12 protein-coding genes are annotated in these 17154 nt (G+C 66.5%); 3 read left to right on the forward strand and 9 right to left on the reverse strand.

The annotated features are described in order from the left end of the window. The coding region (locus ACWRN3_RS17345) for a hypothetical protein (RefSeq protein ID WP_476741402.1) at nucleotides 1–203 on the forward strand (203 nt) is incomplete at its 5' end. On the opposite strand, the gene ACWRN3_RS17350 is transcribed toward ACWRN3_RS17345, so the two are convergent. Both ACWRN3_RS17350 and ACWRN3_RS17355 read right to left on the reverse strand, forming a co-directional pair. Next, a complete protein-coding gene (locus ACWRN3_RS17350; protein ID WP_324643403.1) occupies nucleotides 200–1033 on the reverse strand; it encodes a DUF4062 domain-containing protein in 834 nt (277 codons plus the stop codon). The two genes, ACWRN3_RS17345 and ACWRN3_RS17350, sit on opposite strands and share 4 nt — an antisense overlap. A gap of 187 nt (nucleotides 1034–1220) precedes the next feature. Then, nucleotides 1221–1553, reverse strand: coding sequence for a hypothetical protein (locus ACWRN3_RS17355; RefSeq protein WP_255173596.1), 333 nt, complete (start codon nucleotides 1551–1553; stop codon nucleotides 1221–1223). Nucleotides 1554–1861: 308 nt separating this feature from the next. Here ACWRN3_RS17355 and metH point away from each other — a divergent pair, with 308 nt between their 5' ends. Beyond that, nucleotides 1862–5506: a methionine synthase gene (gene metH / locus ACWRN3_RS17360; RefSeq protein ID WP_476741403.1), complete on the forward strand. Its 3645-nt coding sequence runs from the start codon at nucleotides 1862–1864 to the stop codon at nucleotides 5504–5506. 40 nt (nucleotides 5507–5546) lie between these two features. On the opposite strand, the gene ACWRN3_RS17365 is transcribed toward metH, so the two are convergent. Then, a complete protein-coding gene (locus tag ACWRN3_RS17365) occupies nucleotides 5547–6107 on the reverse strand; it encodes a TetR/AcrR family transcriptional regulator (RefSeq protein ID WP_476741404.1) in 561 nt (186 codons plus the stop codon). Nucleotides 6108–6202: 95 nt separating this feature from the next. Between ACWRN3_RS17365 and ACWRN3_RS17370 the strand changes: the two genes are divergently transcribed. Next, nucleotides 6203–7600 carry a DHA2 family efflux MFS transporter permease subunit gene (locus ACWRN3_RS17370; RefSeq protein WP_476741405.1) on the forward strand — a complete coding sequence of 466 codons (1398 nt, stop codon included), beginning with the start codon at nucleotides 6203–6205 and terminating at the stop codon, nucleotides 7598–7600. On the opposite strand, the gene ACWRN3_RS17375 is transcribed toward ACWRN3_RS17370, so the two are convergent. The 6 genes from ACWRN3_RS17375 to ACWRN3_RS17400 all read right to left on the reverse strand — a co-directional run bounded on the left by ACWRN3_RS17375 (nucleotide 7566) and on the right by ACWRN3_RS17400 (nucleotide 16776). Continuing rightward, nucleotides 7566–10430, reverse strand: a complete 2865-nt coding sequence (locus ACWRN3_RS17375) for an ATP-binding cassette domain-containing protein (RefSeq protein ID WP_476741406.1) — start codon at nucleotides 10428–10430, stop codon at nucleotides 7566–7568. The genes ACWRN3_RS17370 and ACWRN3_RS17375 overlap by 35 nt on opposite strands. Further along, the gene (locus tag ACWRN3_RS17380) at nucleotides 10427–10996 is read right to left on the reverse strand and encodes a hypothetical protein (RefSeq protein ID WP_476741407.1); all 570 of its coding nucleotides are present in this window, start codon (nucleotides 10994–10996) and stop codon (nucleotides 10427–10429) included. Before ACWRN3_RS17380 ends, ACWRN3_RS17375 begins: the two co-directional genes overlap by 4 nt. A gap of 150 nt (nucleotides 10997–11146) precedes the next feature. Further along, on the reverse strand, nucleotides 11147–12721 hold the full coding sequence (locus tag ACWRN3_RS17385; RefSeq protein WP_476741408.1) for an APC family permease: 1575 nt from the start codon (nucleotides 12719–12721) through the stop codon (nucleotides 11147–11149). Nucleotides 12722–12869: 148 nt separating this feature from the next. After that, nucleotides 12870–14510: a GMC family oxidoreductase gene (locus tag ACWRN3_RS17390; RefSeq protein ID WP_476741409.1), complete on the reverse strand. Its 1641-nt coding sequence runs from the start codon at nucleotides 14508–14510 to the stop codon at nucleotides 12870–12872. Then, on the reverse strand, nucleotides 14511–16049 hold the full coding sequence (locus ACWRN3_RS17395) for an aldehyde dehydrogenase family protein (protein ID WP_476741410.1): 1539 nt from the start codon (nucleotides 16047–16049) through the stop codon (nucleotides 14511–14513). A 100-nt stretch (nucleotides 16050–16149) separates the two neighbouring features. Further along, the gene (locus tag ACWRN3_RS17400; RefSeq protein ID WP_476741411.1) at nucleotides 16150–16776 is read right to left on the reverse strand and encodes a TetR/AcrR family transcriptional regulator; all 627 of its coding nucleotides are present in this window, start codon (nucleotides 16774–16776) and stop codon (nucleotides 16150–16152) included. Nucleotides 16777–17154: the final 378 nt, after the last annotated feature.

A 17154-nucleotide genomic window follows, 5' to 3' on the forward strand; every position in this document is an offset into this window, starting at 1 on the left:
CACCCGATCTCAAACAGCGCCACCGCGGCCTCGCGCTGTTCCTCGGACAACGAACTTCTTCCATGCATAAAACTGCTCCCCGAAAGTCAGAACTGATTTTTCAGTCCAACTTTCGGGGAGCAGTTCAGTGTGCCGGCCTTTTCGGTTTCATGGACACTGATGCTGATGCAACAGTTCAGTCTTGCCTCGGTGCCGTCACCTAGTTGAAGGGCAGTGCTATTGACTGCTTCAATTCTTTCGGCTGGCCGTCTTCTTCCCATTCCATTTCTGCAAGAACGTTTCCGGTCTGTGCACTAGACCAGTTCAAGTCCCAAACGAACTCTCCGAGTGGAGTGATAGTAGGGAGTATGTGAGGGTTAGTGACCATAGGTGCCTTACCACCTTGCCCTGTTAATTTCAGAGTAAATGATTCTGCGGCGGTATCGCCCAAGTTCTGGACCCGAATCTTCTTGGCATAACGAGTCTCCTGGTGACTCGCCTGAGGTTTGGCTCCAGTGGGTGTCGGTCGCGCGCTGTCAGCCTCGACGGACAGGTTCAGAGCCGTTATATCGTGTTCGATCGCCTCATCGACCTTCCTGGTGAGGTCTTGCAAGTTGTCGTAGGCGAAATAAAGTCCCTTTTTCTCGAATTGCTTACGGTATTTATTAAGCTCAATCGAAGTTTCTTCTGCACCGCGGGGGACGAGTTCATTGCTGAAGAAGACATGCACAGGTTTACCCGCTTTATCAACAGCCTCTATTTCTTCGACAGTTCCTGATATTGCTCGCGGAGTAGGTCCGCCAAGTTTCGTATTAAAGATTCCGATCACAATATCGCAGGAATCAACAAGCTGATCGTTGATCATCTGTTGGCCGTCGCCGCCCGTCTTGGGCACCGAATCGTTCTCCCATCTACGGGGAAGAATCATGACACGTTCCCGCTCAGACCGTCGACTATTCCACTTGTGGAGCACCTCTTCGACCGCATCTCGGGCTTCTCCGGTATCAGTCGGAGAGGCAATAAGGACTTTGAGGACGTGTGCGTTGTAGGCCATGTGACTGAATGTTATACGCAGAAAAACTCTCTCCGCGCATTGCCCCGTGGGAGTGGCGAAAGCGGTTCAACCTGCAGGCGGCCGGAGCGTTCGGTAATGCCGTCAATAACGACCGTTCCTGACCCAAACCTCGGCATGCCTCCGAAAATTGTAACTTTCGGCGATAAATGGCCGCCTTTTCGCGGCGTTATTTGGCGCCTGAATGAGGCTCCGCCGGACCGTCTGCTGATGTTTCCTCGCCTTCGCCGGAGCTGGCCGTGTCTCCGTCGCTCTCGCTTTCCTCGACCTCGACCTCTACCTCAAGCTCGTAAGTTCCCGACCAACTCACGAAGGGTCCCTTCCAGCCGTACCTCGAAAGACCCTTCAGGTCGGTCTCTACCAGCGCCCCGTTGATCACCCTGAGGACTCGGAAATCAGCAGTTTTCTGGCGGTTCTCGCCTCGCAGCGTTACCTTCGCGAGCTCGCCCTCCTCGAAGACCCACACATCACCGTCGGACTTCCACATTGTCTTAGTAGCCATATCGCGATACTAGTGCAGCCGCTGGCTCAGCTTTTTCCTGGCGACGCAGCGCCTGGGGAAATGGTGATGATCAAAAACGACCCTTTTGCCAGCGCCGACGGCCAAGCGAGGAACCCTGCCAAAAGGCCCGATTTTCCTTGCATCGTTGGGTCAGAAGTCGACTGCGAAAACTACTGGAGCGAACGTGGTCAAAACTTGGTGAGAGAGGGTTTTTGAATTGAGGACGCGGAATCTGCGGCGCCCCCACCCCCGCCGTAGCATCCGGACACACAGCGCAACGCAGGCGCCCCCGACCGTAACCTGTTTAAATGCCTCGTTTCGCACTGGACATCGAGTCCGTCCCCCGTCCCGCCCGTTCCCAGGAACTCCTGGACGCTGTGAACCACCGGGTGGTCATCGCCGACGGCGCCATGGGCACCATGCTGCAGGGGCGCGACCTGCAGCTGGACGCGGACTTCCAAAACCTCGAGGGCTGCAACGAGATCCTCAACGACACGCGCCCGGACGTCATCGCGGACATCCACGACGCCTACTTCGCCACCGGCATCGACGCCGTGGAAACCAACACCTTCGGCGCCAACTGGTCCAACCTCTCCGACTACGGCATCGACGACCGCATCGAGGAACTCGCCCTCAAGGGCGCCAAAATCGCCCGCGAACGCGCCGAAGCTGCGGAAGAAACAGACGGCCGCATGCGCTGGGTCCTCGGCTCCATGGGCCCCGGCACCAAGCTTCCCAGCCTCGGCCACACCAGCTACGACCACCTCAAGCAAACCTTCGCGCTGCAGGCCGAGGGCCTCATCGACGGCGGCGCGGACGCGTTCCTCATCGAAACCAGCCAGGACCTCCTGCAGACCAAGGCCGCCGTCAACGGCTGCAAGCAGGCCATCGTCGCCAAGGGCGTCCGCCTCCCCATCTTCGTCGAGGTGACGGTCGAGACCACCGGAACCATGCTCATGGGCTCCGAAATCGGTGCCGCGCTCACCGCCCTTGAACCGCTCGGCGTCGACGCCATCGGCCTGAACTGCGCCACTGGCCCGGACGAGATGAGCGAACACCTCCGCCAACTCTCCAAGCAGTCCTCCGTCGCCATCGCCTGCATGCCCAACGCCGGCCTGCCCGTCCTCGGCGCCAACGGCGCGCACTACCCGCTCTCACCCGCCGAGCTCGCCACCGCGCACGAACAGTTCGTGCGTGAATTCGGCCTGGGCCTGGTGGGCGGCTGCTGCGGTACGACGCCGGAACACATGGCCGCCGTCGTCGAACGTCTTGCGCCATTCCGCACCAAAGCCGTGGAAACAAAGCCAAACAACGCGCCGGCGAGAATCCCCACGGAACGTGAGGCCGGCGTCGCCTCCCTTTACCAGCACGTGAACTTCCACCAGGAGTCTGCCTACCTGGCCATCGGTGAGCGCACCAACGCCAACGGCTCCAAGGCCTTCCGCCAGGCCATGCTCGATGAACGCTGGGACGACTGCGTGGACATCGCCCGCGAACAGATCCGCGTCGGCGCCCACCTGCTGGACGTCTGCGTGGACTACGTGGGCCGCGACGGCGTGGCGGACGTGAAGGAGATCGTCTCCCGGTTCGCGTCCGCCTCCACCCTCCCGCTCGTCATCGACTCCACCGAACCTCCCGTCCTCAAGGCCGGCCTGGAACTCATCGGCGGCCGCCCCGTGGTCAACTCGGTCAACTACGAGGACGGCGACGGCCCCAATAGCCGCTTCGCCCGCATCATGCCGCTGGTCAAGGAACACGGCACCGCCGTCATCGCCCTGACCATCAACGAGGAAGGCCAGGCCCGCACTACCGAGGGCAAGGTGGCCATCGCCTCCCGCCTCGTCGACTCCCTGGTGGGCGAATGGGGCATGCGCGTCGAGGACATCATCGTCGACTGCCTCACCTTCCCCGTCGCCACCGGCCAGGAGGAAACCCGCCGCGACGGCATCGAAACCATCGAAGCCATCCGCCAGATCACCACGAAGTACCCGGGCATCAACACCACCCTCGGCGTCTCCAACGTCTCCTTCGGCCTGAACCCGGCCGCGCGCATCGTCCTGAACTCCGTGTTCCTGCACGAAGCCGTCCAGGCCGGCCTGACCAGCGGCATCATCGACGCCGCCAAGATCGTCCCGCTCGCCTCCCTCCCGGAGGAACAGCGCAAGGTGGCCCTGGACCTGGTCTGGGACCGCCGCGAATACGACGCCGACGGCAACACCACCTACGATCCCCTGGCCCGCATGCTCGACATGTTCGCCGGCGTCGACACCGCAGCGCTGAAGGACCAGCGCGCCGCCGAACTCGCCGCCCTCCCCACGGGCGGCCGCCTGGAACGGCGCATCATCGACGGCGAAGGCAAGGGCCTCGAAGCGGACCTGGACCTGGCCCGCAGCGAGGGCATGACCCCACTGGGCATCATCAACGACCACCTGCTCGAGGGCATGAAGGTGGTGGGCGAACGCTTCGGCGCCGGCGAAATGCAGCTGCCGTTCGTGCTGCAGTCCGCCGAGGTCATGAAGAACGCCGTGGCCCTGCTGGAGCCGCACATGGAGAAGTCGGACTCCTCCGGCAAGGGCACCATGGTCATCGCCACCGTGCGCGGCGACGTGCACGACATCGGCAAGAACCTGGTGGACATCATCCTCACCAACAACGGCTACAAGGTCATCAACATCGGCATCAAGCAGGGCATCGCCGAGATCATCGCCGCGGCGGAGGAACACAACGCCGACGTGATCGGCATGTCCGGCCTGCTGGTGAAGTCCACCGTGGTGATGAAGGAAAACCTCGCGGAGCTGCAGTCCCGCGGCCTGGCCAAGAAGTGGCCGGTCATTTTGGGCGGCGCGGCCCTCACGCGCGCGTACGTGGAGCAGGACCTGGCGGAGCAGTTCGACGGCGTGGTCCGCTACGCCAAGGACGCCTTCGAGGGCCTCTCCCTCATGGAACCGCTGGTGCGCGTAGCCCGCGGCGAATCGCCGGACGACGTCGGCCTGCCGCCGTTGAAGAAGCGCATCCACAAGGGCGGGGCGAAGTTCACCATCACCGAGCCGGAAGCCATGCCCGGCCGGTCCGACGTCGCCACCGACAACCCCGTGCCCGTGCCACCCTTCTGGGGCACCCGCATTGTCCGCGGCGTCTCGCTGCACGACTACTCCGCGTTCCTCGACGAGCGCGCCACTTTCATGGGCCAGTGGGGCCTCAAGCCCGGCCGCGGCGAGGACGGCGCCTCCTACGAGGAACTCGTGGAACGCGAAGGCCGCCCGCGCCTGCGCTACTGGCTGGACCGCATCCTCGGTGAAGGCATGCTGGACGCTTCCGTGGCCTACGGCTACTTCCCCGTGGTCTCCGAGGGCGAACAGGTGGTGGTGCTGCACCACGGCGAAGATCCCGACGGCTTACTGGGCAAGGCAGGTCTGCTCGCCCCCGACGGTGGTTCAGGCGGCCCGATCGGCACCGACCGCCTGCGGTTCGATTTCCCGCGCCAGCGCCGCGACCGGCACCTGTGCCTGGCTGACTTCGTGAAGTCCCGCGAGTCCGGCCAGATCGACGTGCTGCCCGTGCAGCTGGTCACCGCCGGCTCCAAGATCGAAGAGTTCACCTCCAAGATGTTCGCGGCCAACCAGTACCGCGACTACTACGAGCTCAACGGCCTGGTCATGCAGCTCACCGAGGCGCTCGCCGAGTTCTGGCACGCCCGGATCCGCAAGGAGCTCGGCTTCGCGTCCGAGGAGCCCAAGGACACGGCGGGGTACTTCAAGCTGGACTACCGCGGTGCCCGCTTCTCGCTGGGCTACCCCGCCTGCCCGGACATGGAGGACCGCCGCAAGGTCACCGAGTTGCTCAAGCCCGAGCGCATGGGCGTGGTCCTGAGCGATGAGCTCATGCTGCATCCCGAGCAGTCCACGGACGCGTTCGTGTTCCACCACCCGGAGGCCAAGTACTTCAAGGTGTGAGATTGGGGGGCGGTCGCATCCGCCCCGGCAGTGCGCCCGCCTAAAGCGCGAGGAGCTTGCGGACATTCTCGACGACGGCCTGGCGCCGGCGCGCGACGGCGGGCAGCTGGGCCCGGGCCATGTCCGGGGTGAGGATGTGCCAGGCCATGGCCAGTGCGCGGACCGCCGTCAGGATCTCGATGGCGGTCCGGTCGCCAGGCAGCAGGCCTTCCTTTTGAGCAGCTTCGATCCGGCTGAGTTTGTCCCGGTGGGACGCCGTAAGGGTGGCCAGTTGGCCCTCTTCGCCGCGTTCCAGGATGTACCAGTTAGTCAGGCGAAGCGTGTTGGGATACTTCTGGTAGACGTCGAAGGACCGCCCCGCGTAACCGGGCAGGTCTGCGGCGTCGAACTCGACCTCGTCGACGAACGCGAGAACCCGCTGGCTGAAGACCTCGTCGAAGAGGCGGTCCTTGCTGTCGAAATAGCGGTAGATCATTGCCTTGTTCGCCTGCGCATTGTCGGCGATTCGGTCCACGCGGGCACCAGCGATCCCGTACTTGGCGAATTCCTCCTCGGCTGCGTCGAGGATACGTTTTCGGGTTGCTTCAGCGTCTCGGGCCACCCATGCACCCTAGCAAGTAACCGGTTAGTTGACAAAAGGCCTCCACCCGGCGCATCATCAGGTAACCAACCAGTTACTTATTAGGAGCGCCGATTGTGAGCAGGTTACAAGCAGAAGCCAAGGTGGCCCCCTCGCCAGGAGGGTGGCATCGCTTTGTGGTGTTGGCCGTGATCATGGGCTGCCAGCTGATGATGGTGCTGGACACCTCAATCGTCACCACTGCACTGCCGCACCTGGAGCGGGAGTTGGGCTTTACGGGACCAACACTGTCCTGGGTGCAGAACAGCTACGCACTCGCGTTCGGCGGCCTCCTCCTTCTGGGCGCCCGGGCTGGTGACCTGCTGGGGCGCCGGCGGGTATTCATGGTGGGCGTCGCAGTCTTCACCATCGCCTCGCTGCTTGCCGGGCTTGCACCGAATTCCGCCGTGATGATTCTGGCCCGCGTCCTGCAGGGAGTCGCCTCTGCCTTCGCCATTCCGGCAACATTGGCCCTGCTGGTCCAGTCCTTCCCGGAACCTGCGGAGCGGTCGCGGGCCATCGGCATCTACAGCGCCGTCATTGGTGCAGGCGGGAGTGCCGGCATCATTGTCGGCGGAGTCTTCACCGACCTGCTCTCCTGGCGCTGGGGCTTGCTGATCAACGTGCCAATCGGTGCGGCCGTCCTGCTGCTTGCGCCGCGCTTCCTGCCGGAGACGGCGAAAAGCAGCGGCAGCTTCGACGCTCCGGGCGCACTTACTGTCACGCTCGGCATGACCGCCCTGGTCTTCGGGCTGGTCAATGCCGGCGAAGCAGGCTGGGCAGATCCGGCAACGTGGGTGCCGCTCCTTCTCGCAGGCCTGCTGATGGCCGCGTTTGTCCTGATTGAGCGCCGCAGCACCCAGGCCATCACGCCCCTGCGCCTGTTCAGGGACACCACCCGCTCCGGGGCCTACCTCATCCGCATCCTGATTGTGGGGGCGATGTTCTCAACGTTCTACTTCCTCAGCCAATACCTGCAGAACGTTCTGGGTTTCAGCGCCTTCACAGCCGGCATGTCATACATCCCGCTCACCCTTCTGTTCTTCGCGATGGTGTACGCCGTCCGGCCCCTCAGCGCACTCATCGGCAAACCCATGATGCTGGTGGTTTCGCTTGTCATTGCGGCGCTGGGAATGTGGTGGCTGAGCACCGTTGGGCCCGCCTCCGCGTACTTCCCGGACGTCTTCCTGCCCCTGATTGTCCTGGGTGTTGGCCAGGGAATTGCCATCATCGTGCTCACCGAGTTCGGGATGTCCGGCGTGGCTCCGGAGGACAACGGTGCAGGATCCGGCCTGGTGAACACGGCCCACCAGCTGGGCGGATCGATCGGCCTGGCCCTGCTCACGGTCGTGTTCAGCACGGCCGCCGGAGCACAGGCATACACAGCCGTTTTCGCCACTGCCACGTGGTTTTACGTCCTTGCCGTCATCGGCGGAATTGTCATCTTCGCTGCAAACCGCCGTCCGGCGCCATAGCCGGAGACGCCGGTTCAGGCTTCCCCCCGCTGCGGCTGCCGTCCCTTCCGCCCACGCCGGAGATGGGCTTCACGCGCCGCAGCGAGGCGAGCACTGCGCGGCCCACCACGGCGATGCCGACCACCGTGGTGACGGCGCGCAGGGTGTCCCAGCCAGCCGTCGACGTCAACAGCGAATACAGCAGGAAGCTGCTGAGGTTGGTGCCCAGCGGCGCGCCCGGAACGTAGGAAATCCCAGTGCCGCCGCCCACCGCGAAGGGCCAGAACCACAGGTTCAGCAGCAGCCCGAACACGTACGACGACACCACGCCGTAAGCCGCCAGCATCCACAGTTCGGCCCTTCCCCGCACCCGGCGGGGAAGCAGCCCAGCCCCGGCGCCCACCCACGCGCAGGCGAAGACCTGGAACGGCGTCCACGGCCCGATCCCACCCCACAGCGCACTGGAGACGGCAATCGTCGCGGCACCGAGCAGCAGGCCGAACCGGGCGCCGAACGCGCGGCCCGCAAGGATCAGCAGGATAAACACCGCCTCCACGCCGCCGACGCCGGTGCTCGCCACCCGCACGGCGGAACCGACGGCAGCCAGCACCCCGAGCAGTGCCACGGTGTGTGCCGAGCGGACGGATCCGTCCAGGGAAAGCACGACGGCGACCGCTGCCACGGGTGCGATGGCCAGGGCAACGTAGGGGGTTGCCGCCGCAGCATCCTGCGGGAGGGCCGCGGCAAGCAGGGGCCAGCAGAACGCCGCCAGAGCAGCCAGGTTGGCGAGAGCCAGGACAGCAAGCTCGGCGCCCCGCGGCATCCGGACCCGGTGGGGCTTCCTGGCATCCGGTACGCCTGCCGGTTCAGCGGTGGACGCCCCCGGCTGCGCGCCGGCAAGAGCGGGCACGGATGTTTGGACGCGGGGTGCGGGGACGTACGGGTCCGGAGCAGCGACAGGTTCCAGGGATGGTGCCACCCCATCGCGCATCGGGAGGATCCGGGCGCCCAGGCCGTGGGCGAAGTCGAGGTCGTGCGTGGCGATCAGGACCGCGGCACCGTCCTCGGCAGCGGTACGCAGGGCCGCCGCCACAGCAGTCCGTGCGGCAGGATCGAGCCCGCGCGTGGGTTCGTCGATGAGCAGTACATCCGGGTCATCCATGGTCTGCAGGGCGATGGCCAGGATCCTGCGCTCGCCGGCGGAGAGGTCCCGCGGATGCCCGTTCCCGATGGGAATATGGACGCCTCCCCGCAGCCGGGCAAGGCGGGCCGCCGCGGTCCCGGCAGCAACCGCCGTGCCGTTCTTCCGGCGTGCCAACCGCCGCCCCGCCGACTGCAGTTCGCCCGCGACCGTATCCCTGGTGAACAGGTCGTCCGATGCGTCCGGCACCAGGGCGACCCTGCCGCCGTCGGACGTTGTCCCCGTACCCTCGCCCAGGGCCAGCGCCACCAGTAGGGACGACTTCCCGGCCCCGTTCGGCCCCACCAGCGCCACGATCTCGCCGCGGTGCAGGGCCAGGGAGGCGTCCCGGACCAGCGGCGTGCCCTTCCGGTTCACCTCGAGGTGGGCAGCCGTCAGCACGGGGTCGCGGCCGTGATCCGGACCGGCCGCCGGCAAGACATCGGCGGGAATGGAGGGGGAGGGAGCGGTGCCCGGCACCAGCGCACCGCCCTCGATGGTCCACCAGGAGTCAGCAACCGGCACCAGGGCCGCGGCCCGGTGCTCGGCCACGATGACGCACACGCCGTCGTTGGCCAGGGCACGAAGCACGGCGATGACGCGGCTGCGTGCGTTGGCGTCGAGGTCGGCCAGAGGTTCGTCCACCAGCAGCAGCCGGGGCTGGTCCACGACGGCGGCGGCGATGGCCACGAGCGTTGCCTCACCTGCCGACAGGGTGCTGACGTCCCGGTCCAGCAGCGCGGACACCCCAATCCGTTCCGCCACCTCCCGTACCCGGGCCTTCGCGGCGGCGGAGGGCATACCGCGGAGCTCGAGGGCCAGGGCAATGTCGTCCCGGACGCGGGTGGTCGCAAAGGCTGCGCGCGGATTCTGCAGGACGACGCCCACCAACCCCGCGGTATCACGCGGGGGAGCGGAGACCCGGTCCGTCCCGGCAATCCGCACAGTGCCGGACAGCTGGCCGCCGTCCACGTGCGAAAGGAGGCCCGCGAGGCCGCGCAGGATGGTGGACTTGCCGGAGCCCGTGGGCCCGGTGATCACCGCGACGGACCCGGCCGGCGGTGCAAAGGAGTCAACCCGGATGCGCGTGTCAGCGATGCGGAACTGGGCGTCGCGCACCACAAGGGGCGCGCCGTCGTCGTGATGTCCTTGGCGGGATGCCCGGCTGCCGAAGCCGCGCAGCTCCAGGGCCGCGGCAATGCGGCCGGCGTGCTCCAGGGTGCGTTCGAGGACGGGAACCAGGGCGCGGGGGCCGAAGCGTTCGCCGCGGAGCCGGAAGGCCAGGCGTACGGAGGCCACGGCGTCGGCCAGCGCCGGGAGGGCCGCCCAAGCCACCACCAGCATGCGGGCCACGCCCTGCAGGGGGCCGCCGCGGGCCAGGCGGACGAAGCCACGGGACACATCCACCCAGGCGTTGAGCAGGCCGAAGCCGAGGATCGTTGCGGCGATGGGCAGCGCTGACAGCACCGCCGCCCAGAGCCCCGGGGCCGTGATCGGACCCAGGAACACCACGTGGGCGTACGGGGCGGGGAGCCTCAGCGGCGGAAGGTCCAGCAGGACCGGGGTACCCGTGGCCGCCCCGTTGAAAAGGGCCCGGTAGGCGACCCGCGCCGCGATGAACACAGCAGCGAGAACCGCCGCTGCGCGCAACGGCGCGGGCCGGAAGGTCATGACGCGGGTGCTGCCGGTTCGTTGTCCACCGTGTAGAGCAGTTCAAGGCTCTCGCCGGGGTTGAGCTTCAGGCTGTCCAGGCCTTCCTGCGCGTAAGCCCACGCGCCGGCGGCGGGCTTCACCCAGAGCGCCCAATACGAGACCGTGTTTTTGTCATCGCACGCTTCACGGGTGGTGCCGCCCTTGTGCTTGATGTCGAAGTCCGCGGCGGGCACTCCGTTGACGCGGCACGCGAAGCTCGTGGGGTACTTGGCGGTGCCCTCGACCTTCACGTCGGCCTTGCTCAGAACGGCCGATGCCACGGTGGGGCCATCCACGGACACGCAGGCGGAGGTGTCGGCTGCGGACTGCTTCTGGGCGCCCGAATCGACGATGACCTTCACGCCGTCGCAGGGGCCGGCGGAGGTTGAAGCGGCGCTGGCGCTCGACGAAGCCGCTGCAGATGAGGCGGGGGCCGAGGAGCTTGGCTGGGTGGAGGCCGGCGTGGAACAGGCGGCGAGGGTCAGCAGGAGGCCTGCGGCGGCGAGGGAGCCCGCGGACGCGGTGCGGAGTTTAGTCAATGTCACCTGTCAAGGGTAGGGCGTTGGCGCTCCGGAGCGGATGGCCGTTCCGTTGTGTGACGCGGGCCCTCGCCAACCGCTGGCCCGACCAACGCAAAAGGGCCGACGGCGGCACTCACGTGAGTGCCGACGTCGGCCCCTTCTGCTGTGGTGTTGCTAGCCCTCGGTTGCCATCGCCGCGTTGGCCGGCACCGCGTCCTCCGCGGGATCGAACCTGGGGTCGTTGGACGACGGGTGGGCGGCGACTGCCGCGGCGTGTTCGGCCAGCACCCCGGTCTGATGGCGGATCTTCAGGCGGTAGAGCATGGCCCCGCCAATCACCACGGCGGCCACGAAGAAGACGCCGCCCCACTGCAGGTACCACTCGAACGGCGGCACCGAGTTGTAGATTTCCGGGCGGGGCCAGACCAGGTTCACCGTCATCGCGGCGCCCCACAGGACGGCGAGGATGTTCACGGGGAGGCCCCACTTGCCCATGGTGAACCCGGGCTCTGATCCGTCTGCGACGAGCGGCCACTTCTTCTGTAACCGCTTGCGGAGCAGGGGGACCGTGACCAGGAGGTAGGACAGGTAGATCAGCACGATGCTGATGCTGGACAGGATGGTGAAGATAGCCGGCTGCATCACGTTGACCAGCAGCGGGATGACGGCGATGACGCCGATGACGATGGCCGCCACTGTCGGGGTCCGGCGGACCGGATCCACCTTGCTGAGCTGCCGGCTGAAGGGCAGGTTGTTGTCGCGGGCCATGGCGAACATCATGCGGATGGCGGCGGCGTGGACGGCCAGGGTGCAGACCACCACAGCCACCACGATGCAGGCCAGGAAGGCCTTGCCGAACGGGCCGCCCAGGACGGAGAGGACGATGTGCTGCAGGCCGCCGTCGGGGGAGCCGATCTGCGGGTCACTGAGGTCCGGTGCGGCCAGGATGCCGAACAGCAGGATTCCCCCGCCCAGCAGGAACGACGCCGTGACGGCGCGCAGGATGGCCTTGGGAGCGGTCTTCTTGGGGTCCTTGGTTTCCTCGCCCAGCGAGCTGGCGGTGTCGAAGCCGTACATGACGTACCCGGAGGCCATGGCACCGATCAGGAAGACGCCGAAGAAGCCCAGGTCCTTGCCTTCCCCGAAACCGGCCGTATCAAAGAAGACCTCCGGGCCGCGGACCACATGCCAGGCCAGTGCCAGGATCAGCAGGACGGCGGCGATGAGCTCCACGAAGACGCCGACGCTGTTGATCCGGGTCATCAGCTTCACGCCGAACGCGTTGATGAGCGTGGAGATGGTGATCATGATGGTGGCCAGCACCACGCCGTTCATGGCGAAGTCATAGGGGCCGGTGCCGTCACCGACGAACTGGAAGCCCTCCCAGAGTTGAGGGAGGGTGATCTGCAGGGCCAGTGCCACCGAGCCCAGCGCCATGATGGAGGACAGCAGCAGCAGCCAGCCGGCCAGCCAGGACGAGGTCCCGGAGGACAGCCGCTTGGCCCAGTTGTAGACCGAGCCCGCAACGGGATAGCGGCCGGCCAGCTCGGCGAAACAGAGGGCCACCATCAGCTGGCCGACGAACACGATGGGCCAGGACCAGGCGTACGCCGGTCCGGCCATGGAAAAGCCGAAGTAGAACAGTTGGAAGACACCGGTGAGGATGGAGATGTAGCTGACACCGGCGGCGAAGCTCGCGAACTTGCCGATGCTCCGGTCGAGGGTCTGGGTGTAGCCAAATTCATCCATGCCACTTGAATCAATACTCTTGCTGGGTTCCAATATGGACTCCTAGATCAGAAAAGCACGATGGGACCGGCCGCCCTGGGGTGCGGCGAGATAACGTTCTGCGGGGGCCGCCATTGTTGGGAATGCGGCCCCCTTGATGACCCGCCGCTCAGGCGAGGGACGTGGTGAGCTCCTTCTCTTCCAGGGCGTCGGCGCCGGCATAGTCCGTCTTGATGAGATCGGCACAGCGCTCGCCGATCATCATGACGGTGATGTTGGGGTTGACGGTGACGTGCTCGGGCATGACGGACGCATCGGCCACGCGGAGGCCGGTGACGCCCTTGACCCGCAGCTGGGGATCCAGCGGCGACATGTCGTCGTCGGCCGGGCCCAGGCGGACGGTGCCCACGGGGTGGTAGACGGTGTTGTGGGTCTTGCGGATGTAGTCCTGCAGTTCCTCGTCCGTCTGCGCCTCGATGCCGGGCGAGAGCTCCCGGCCGGTCCACTCCGCCAGGGCAGGCTGGGCGGCGATTTCGCGGGCCTTGCGGATGCCGGCCACCATGACGCGCATGTCGTGGCCGTCCGGGTCCGTGAAGTAGCGGGGGTCCACCATGGGCTTGTCGCGGAAGTCGCGGCTGCGCAGCCGGACCGTCCCTCGGGAACGGGCGTGGGTGACGTTCGGGGTGAGGCTGAAGCCGTTCTCCGTGGTGGGGTAGCCGTGGCGGAGGGTGTTCATGTCGAACGGCACGGAACCGTAGTGCATCATCAGGTCGGGGCGGTCCAGGCCGTCCTCCGTGGGGGTGAAGATGCCGATCTCCCACCACTGGGTGGAGGTCTGCACCATGGGCTGTTTGGCCTCGAACTGCACCACGCCTTCCGGGTGGTCCTGCAGGTTCTCACCGACGCCGGGGGAGTCCACCAGCACCTCGATGCCGTGCTGGGCAAGGTGTTCCGCCGGGCCGATGCCGGAGAGCATGAGCAGCTTGGGGGAGTCGATGGCGCCGGTGGACACAATGACTTCCCGGTGCGCGGTGAGCCGGTGGGTGCGGCCGAACGCCCCGTCCACCACGTCTACGCCGGTGCAGCGCTTGTCCGCGTCGATCACCAGCTGGCGGGCGCGCAGGCCGGTCAGCAGGGTAAAGTTGGGGCGGTCCACGATGGGGTGGATGTAGGACACCGAGCTGGAGGAGCGGGTACCGTCCGCCCGGCGGTTGATCTGGAAGAAATTGGCGCCGTTGACCACGGTGGTGCCGGTGTTGAACTTCGTGCGGGGGATGCCCGCCTGTTCACAGGCGTCCAGAAGGGCGACGCCGGCAGGATCCGCCGGGGGCACGTTCATCAGGTGCACGGGGCCGGAGTCCCCGTGGTGCGGTGCGTCAGGCCCGGCGTCCTGGTTGGTTTCCAGCCGCTTGTACAGCGGCCAGGCGGCATCGGCGTTCCAGCCGGTGGCGCCGTACTTGGACTCCCATTCGTCCAGGTCCTCGCGCGGGGCCCAGAAGGCGATGCAGGAGTTGTGGCTGGAGCAGCCGCCCATGACTTTGGCACGGGCGTGGCGCATGAAGGAGTTGCCGTTTTCCTGCGGCTCGATGGGGTAATCCCAGTCGTACCCGGATTCCAGCAGTTCCATCCAGCGGTCCAGCTGCAGGATCTCGGGGATGTTCCGGTCGTCCGGGCCCGCCTCGACGAGGGCCACGGTGACATCCGGGTCCTCGCTGAGCCGTGCGGCCACCGCCGCCCCCGCGGACCCGCCGCCGATGACGACGTAGTCGAACCCGCGTTCGGTCACGTCCTCGATGTTGTCGTAGTGCATCTAGTTCTCCTTGCCGTGGTCAGCAAACCAGCCGGTGACCTGGGGGCTGGTGTTCTGGTAGATGTGCTTGGCTTCCTGGTACTCGGCCAGGCCCGTGGAGCCCAGCTCGCGGCCGACACCGGACTGGCCGAAGCCGCCCCACTCGGCCTGGGGGAGGTAGGGGTGGTAGTCATTGATCCAGATGGTGCCGTGCCGCAGCCGGGAGGCGACGCGCTGCGCCTTGCCGGCGTCCTGGGTCCACACCGCGCCGGCCAGGCCGTAGATGGTGTCGTTGGCGGTGGCCACGGCCTCGTCCTCGGTGCGGAAGGTTTCCACCGTCACCACCGGGCCGAACGCCTCGTCGGTGACCACGGACATCCCCCGTTGGACGCGGTCCAGGATGGTGGGCTGGTAGTAGAAGCCGGCGTCGTACTTTCCGTCCTGCGGTGGGGCGCCGCCGGTGCGCAGCCGGGCGCCCTCCTGGATGCCGCGCTGGACGTAGGCATGGACCTTGTCGCGGTGCGCTGCGGAGATCAGCGGGCCGGTCTCGGCTTCGTCGTCGAAGGGGCCACCCAGCCGGATGCCCTCTGCCCGGCGGACCAGCTCGTCCACGAACCGCTCGGCAATCGATTCCTCCACCAGCAGCCGGGCGCCGGCGGAACAGACCTGCCCGGAGTGGACGAACGCGCCGTTCAGGGCGTTGTCGACGGCGGCGTCGAAGTCCGCGTCGGCGAACACCACGTTGGGGTTCTTGCCGCCGAGCTCCAGCGCCACCTTCTTGACGGTGCCGGCAGCGGCCGCGGCGATGCGCTTGCCGGTTTCCAGGCCGCCGGTGAAGGAGACAAGGTCGACGTCGGGGTGTTCCGAGAGCGGGGCGCCCGCCTGGGCGCCGGCACCGGTGACGAGGTTGGCGACGCCGTCCGGAAGGCCGAGATCCTGCAGCAGCTGCATGGCCAGGATGCTGGTGGAGGGCGTCAGCTCGGAGGGCTTGAGGACGAAGGTGCAGCCGGCGGCCAGCGCGGGGGCGATCTTCCACGCCGCCTGAAGCAGCGGATAGTTCCACGGTGTGATGAGCCCGCAGACGCCCACGGGTTCGTAGACAATCCTGCTTACGACGGCGGCGTCCCCGGCGTCCACCATCCGGCCCGCCTGCTGCCCGGTGAGCCTGCCGAAGTACTCGAAGCAGGCGGCGATGTCGTCCATGTCGATGCGGCTTTCCACCATCCGCTTGCCGGTGTCCAGCGATTCCGCACGGGCAAACTTCTCGCGGCGCTCCCGCAGTCCGGCAGCGACTTTCAGGAGGAAGGCGCCACGCTCCGGTGCCGGGACGCTGGACCAGGCGCCGGAATCGAAGGCGGCCCGGGCTGCCGCGATGGCACGTTCGGCATCTTCCCGGCCTGCCTCGGACACGGTGGCCACCAGCTCCCCGTCTGCGGGGTTGCGGATTTCACGCACCGCGCCGGACGCCGCCGGCTCCCACCTGCCGTTGATGAACAGGGAGGAGGCGGGCTTGGTTTCAGTGCTGGGGGCGGCTTCCTGGGCCGGTGTGGCGTAAGTCATAGGAAGGACAGTAATGCACGTTGAACAAGTGTTCAATACTTTTCTTGAACACTTGTTCAATGCTCATAGCGCGGCTACTGTTGCCCCTGGACTGGGTGTTTCAGTGCTGTGAGGGGACCTGGGCGTCGCCGTTTTCGTCCGGAACCGGTGCCAACGCGATCTGCTCAGTGCGCGCGATGCTCCGCTGGATGGAGGCCTTGTCCACCCCGAGCAGCGCCGTCAGCCACACGCCGTTCTGGATGACCACGATGTCCGACGCCCGCTCCCTGCACGCCTCCCAGGACAGTCCGGGCCTGGCGCTGGACACCAGCGCCGCGAGCCCGTCGATGTACCGGTCAAAGGCGGCGGCGTTGATCTGCGCGTAATCCTCGTCCGCCTGGGCCAGGGCCCACAGGTGCAGGCGCAGGGACAGGTAGCGCGTGGTCAGCAGGTCAGCGCCGGCAACGCGCCGGAGCGCGCGGCGCAGCTGTTCATCGGGCGCCACGGACGGGTCCGGGGCGACGAGTAAAAGGTCATGCTCATCCACGCGGCGCAGGGCAGCGCGGATCAGGGTGGTCTTGTCGTCGTAGTAGTAGTTGACCAGGCCCAGCGCCACGCCGGCTTCCCGCGCCACCGCGCGCATGCTCACGCCCGAAATCCCGTGGCGGGACAGCAGGTCCATTGCCGCTTCGAGGATGCGGGTCTGCCTGTCCACTTGTTCGCCGGAAGTCACGGCACTGGTCCCCATCTGGCCAGACTATTGCCTAACACTGCACGTGCCTAACGCAGCACCGCCATGCCCGCCCCGCAACCCAATGGGCCTGCTGATGGTGTTTGAAGCCTTCTTCCGCAGGGCACGGTGGTTGTACACCGGGATTGACCAGTACAGCTTGGAGAACGATGGAAAGCGCAAGCCTTCTTGCCCTCTTATTCGCCGGCGCCATCCGCGCGGGCGAAAGCGCACAGCCCCACTCGCCGCAAAATAAGCGCGAAGTCCGGGTGGAAGCGGCCCGCGTGGCTGGCGTTCAGGAGCAGGACCGCAACCTTCCTGCACCGGCTGGCTTGGGCAGTGGAACCGGACCCGAGCTGACGCAGAAAATCCCCGGCGGGCGCTGAGGCACACACA

This window comes from Pseudarthrobacter sp. rb (assembly GCF_056389225.1).

Coding starts and splice junctions, on each gene's coding strand:
- ACWRN3_RS17395 (WP_476741410.1), bottom strand. CDS start 16,049: ATGACTTACGCCACACCGGCCCAGGAAGCCGCCCCCAGCACTGAAACC.
- ACWRN3_RS17385 (WP_476741408.1), bottom strand. CDS start 12,721: ATGGATGAATTTGGCTACACCCAGACCCTCGACCGGAGCATCGGCAAG.
- ACWRN3_RS17375 (WP_476741406.1), bottom strand. CDS start 10,430: ATGACCTTCCGGCCCGCGCCGTTGCGCGCAGCGGCGGTTCTCGCTGCT.
- ACWRN3_RS17355 (WP_255173596.1), bottom strand. CDS start 1,553: ATGGCTACTAAGACAATGTGGAAGTCCGACGGTGATGTGTGGGTCTTC.
- metH (WP_476741403.1), top strand. CDS start 1,862: ATGCCTCGTTTCGCACTGGACATCGAGTCCGTCCCCCGTCCCGCCCGT.
- ACWRN3_RS17400 (WP_476741411.1), bottom strand. CDS start 16,776: ATGGGGACCAGTGCCGTGACTTCCGGCGAACAAGTGGACAGGCAGACC.
- ACWRN3_RS17390 (WP_476741409.1), bottom strand. CDS start 14,510: ATGCACTACGACAACATCGAGGACGTGACCGAACGCGGGTTCGACTAC.
- ACWRN3_RS17350 (WP_324643403.1), bottom strand. CDS start 1,033: ATGGCCTACAACGCACACGTCCTCAAAGTCCTTATTGCCTCTCCGACT.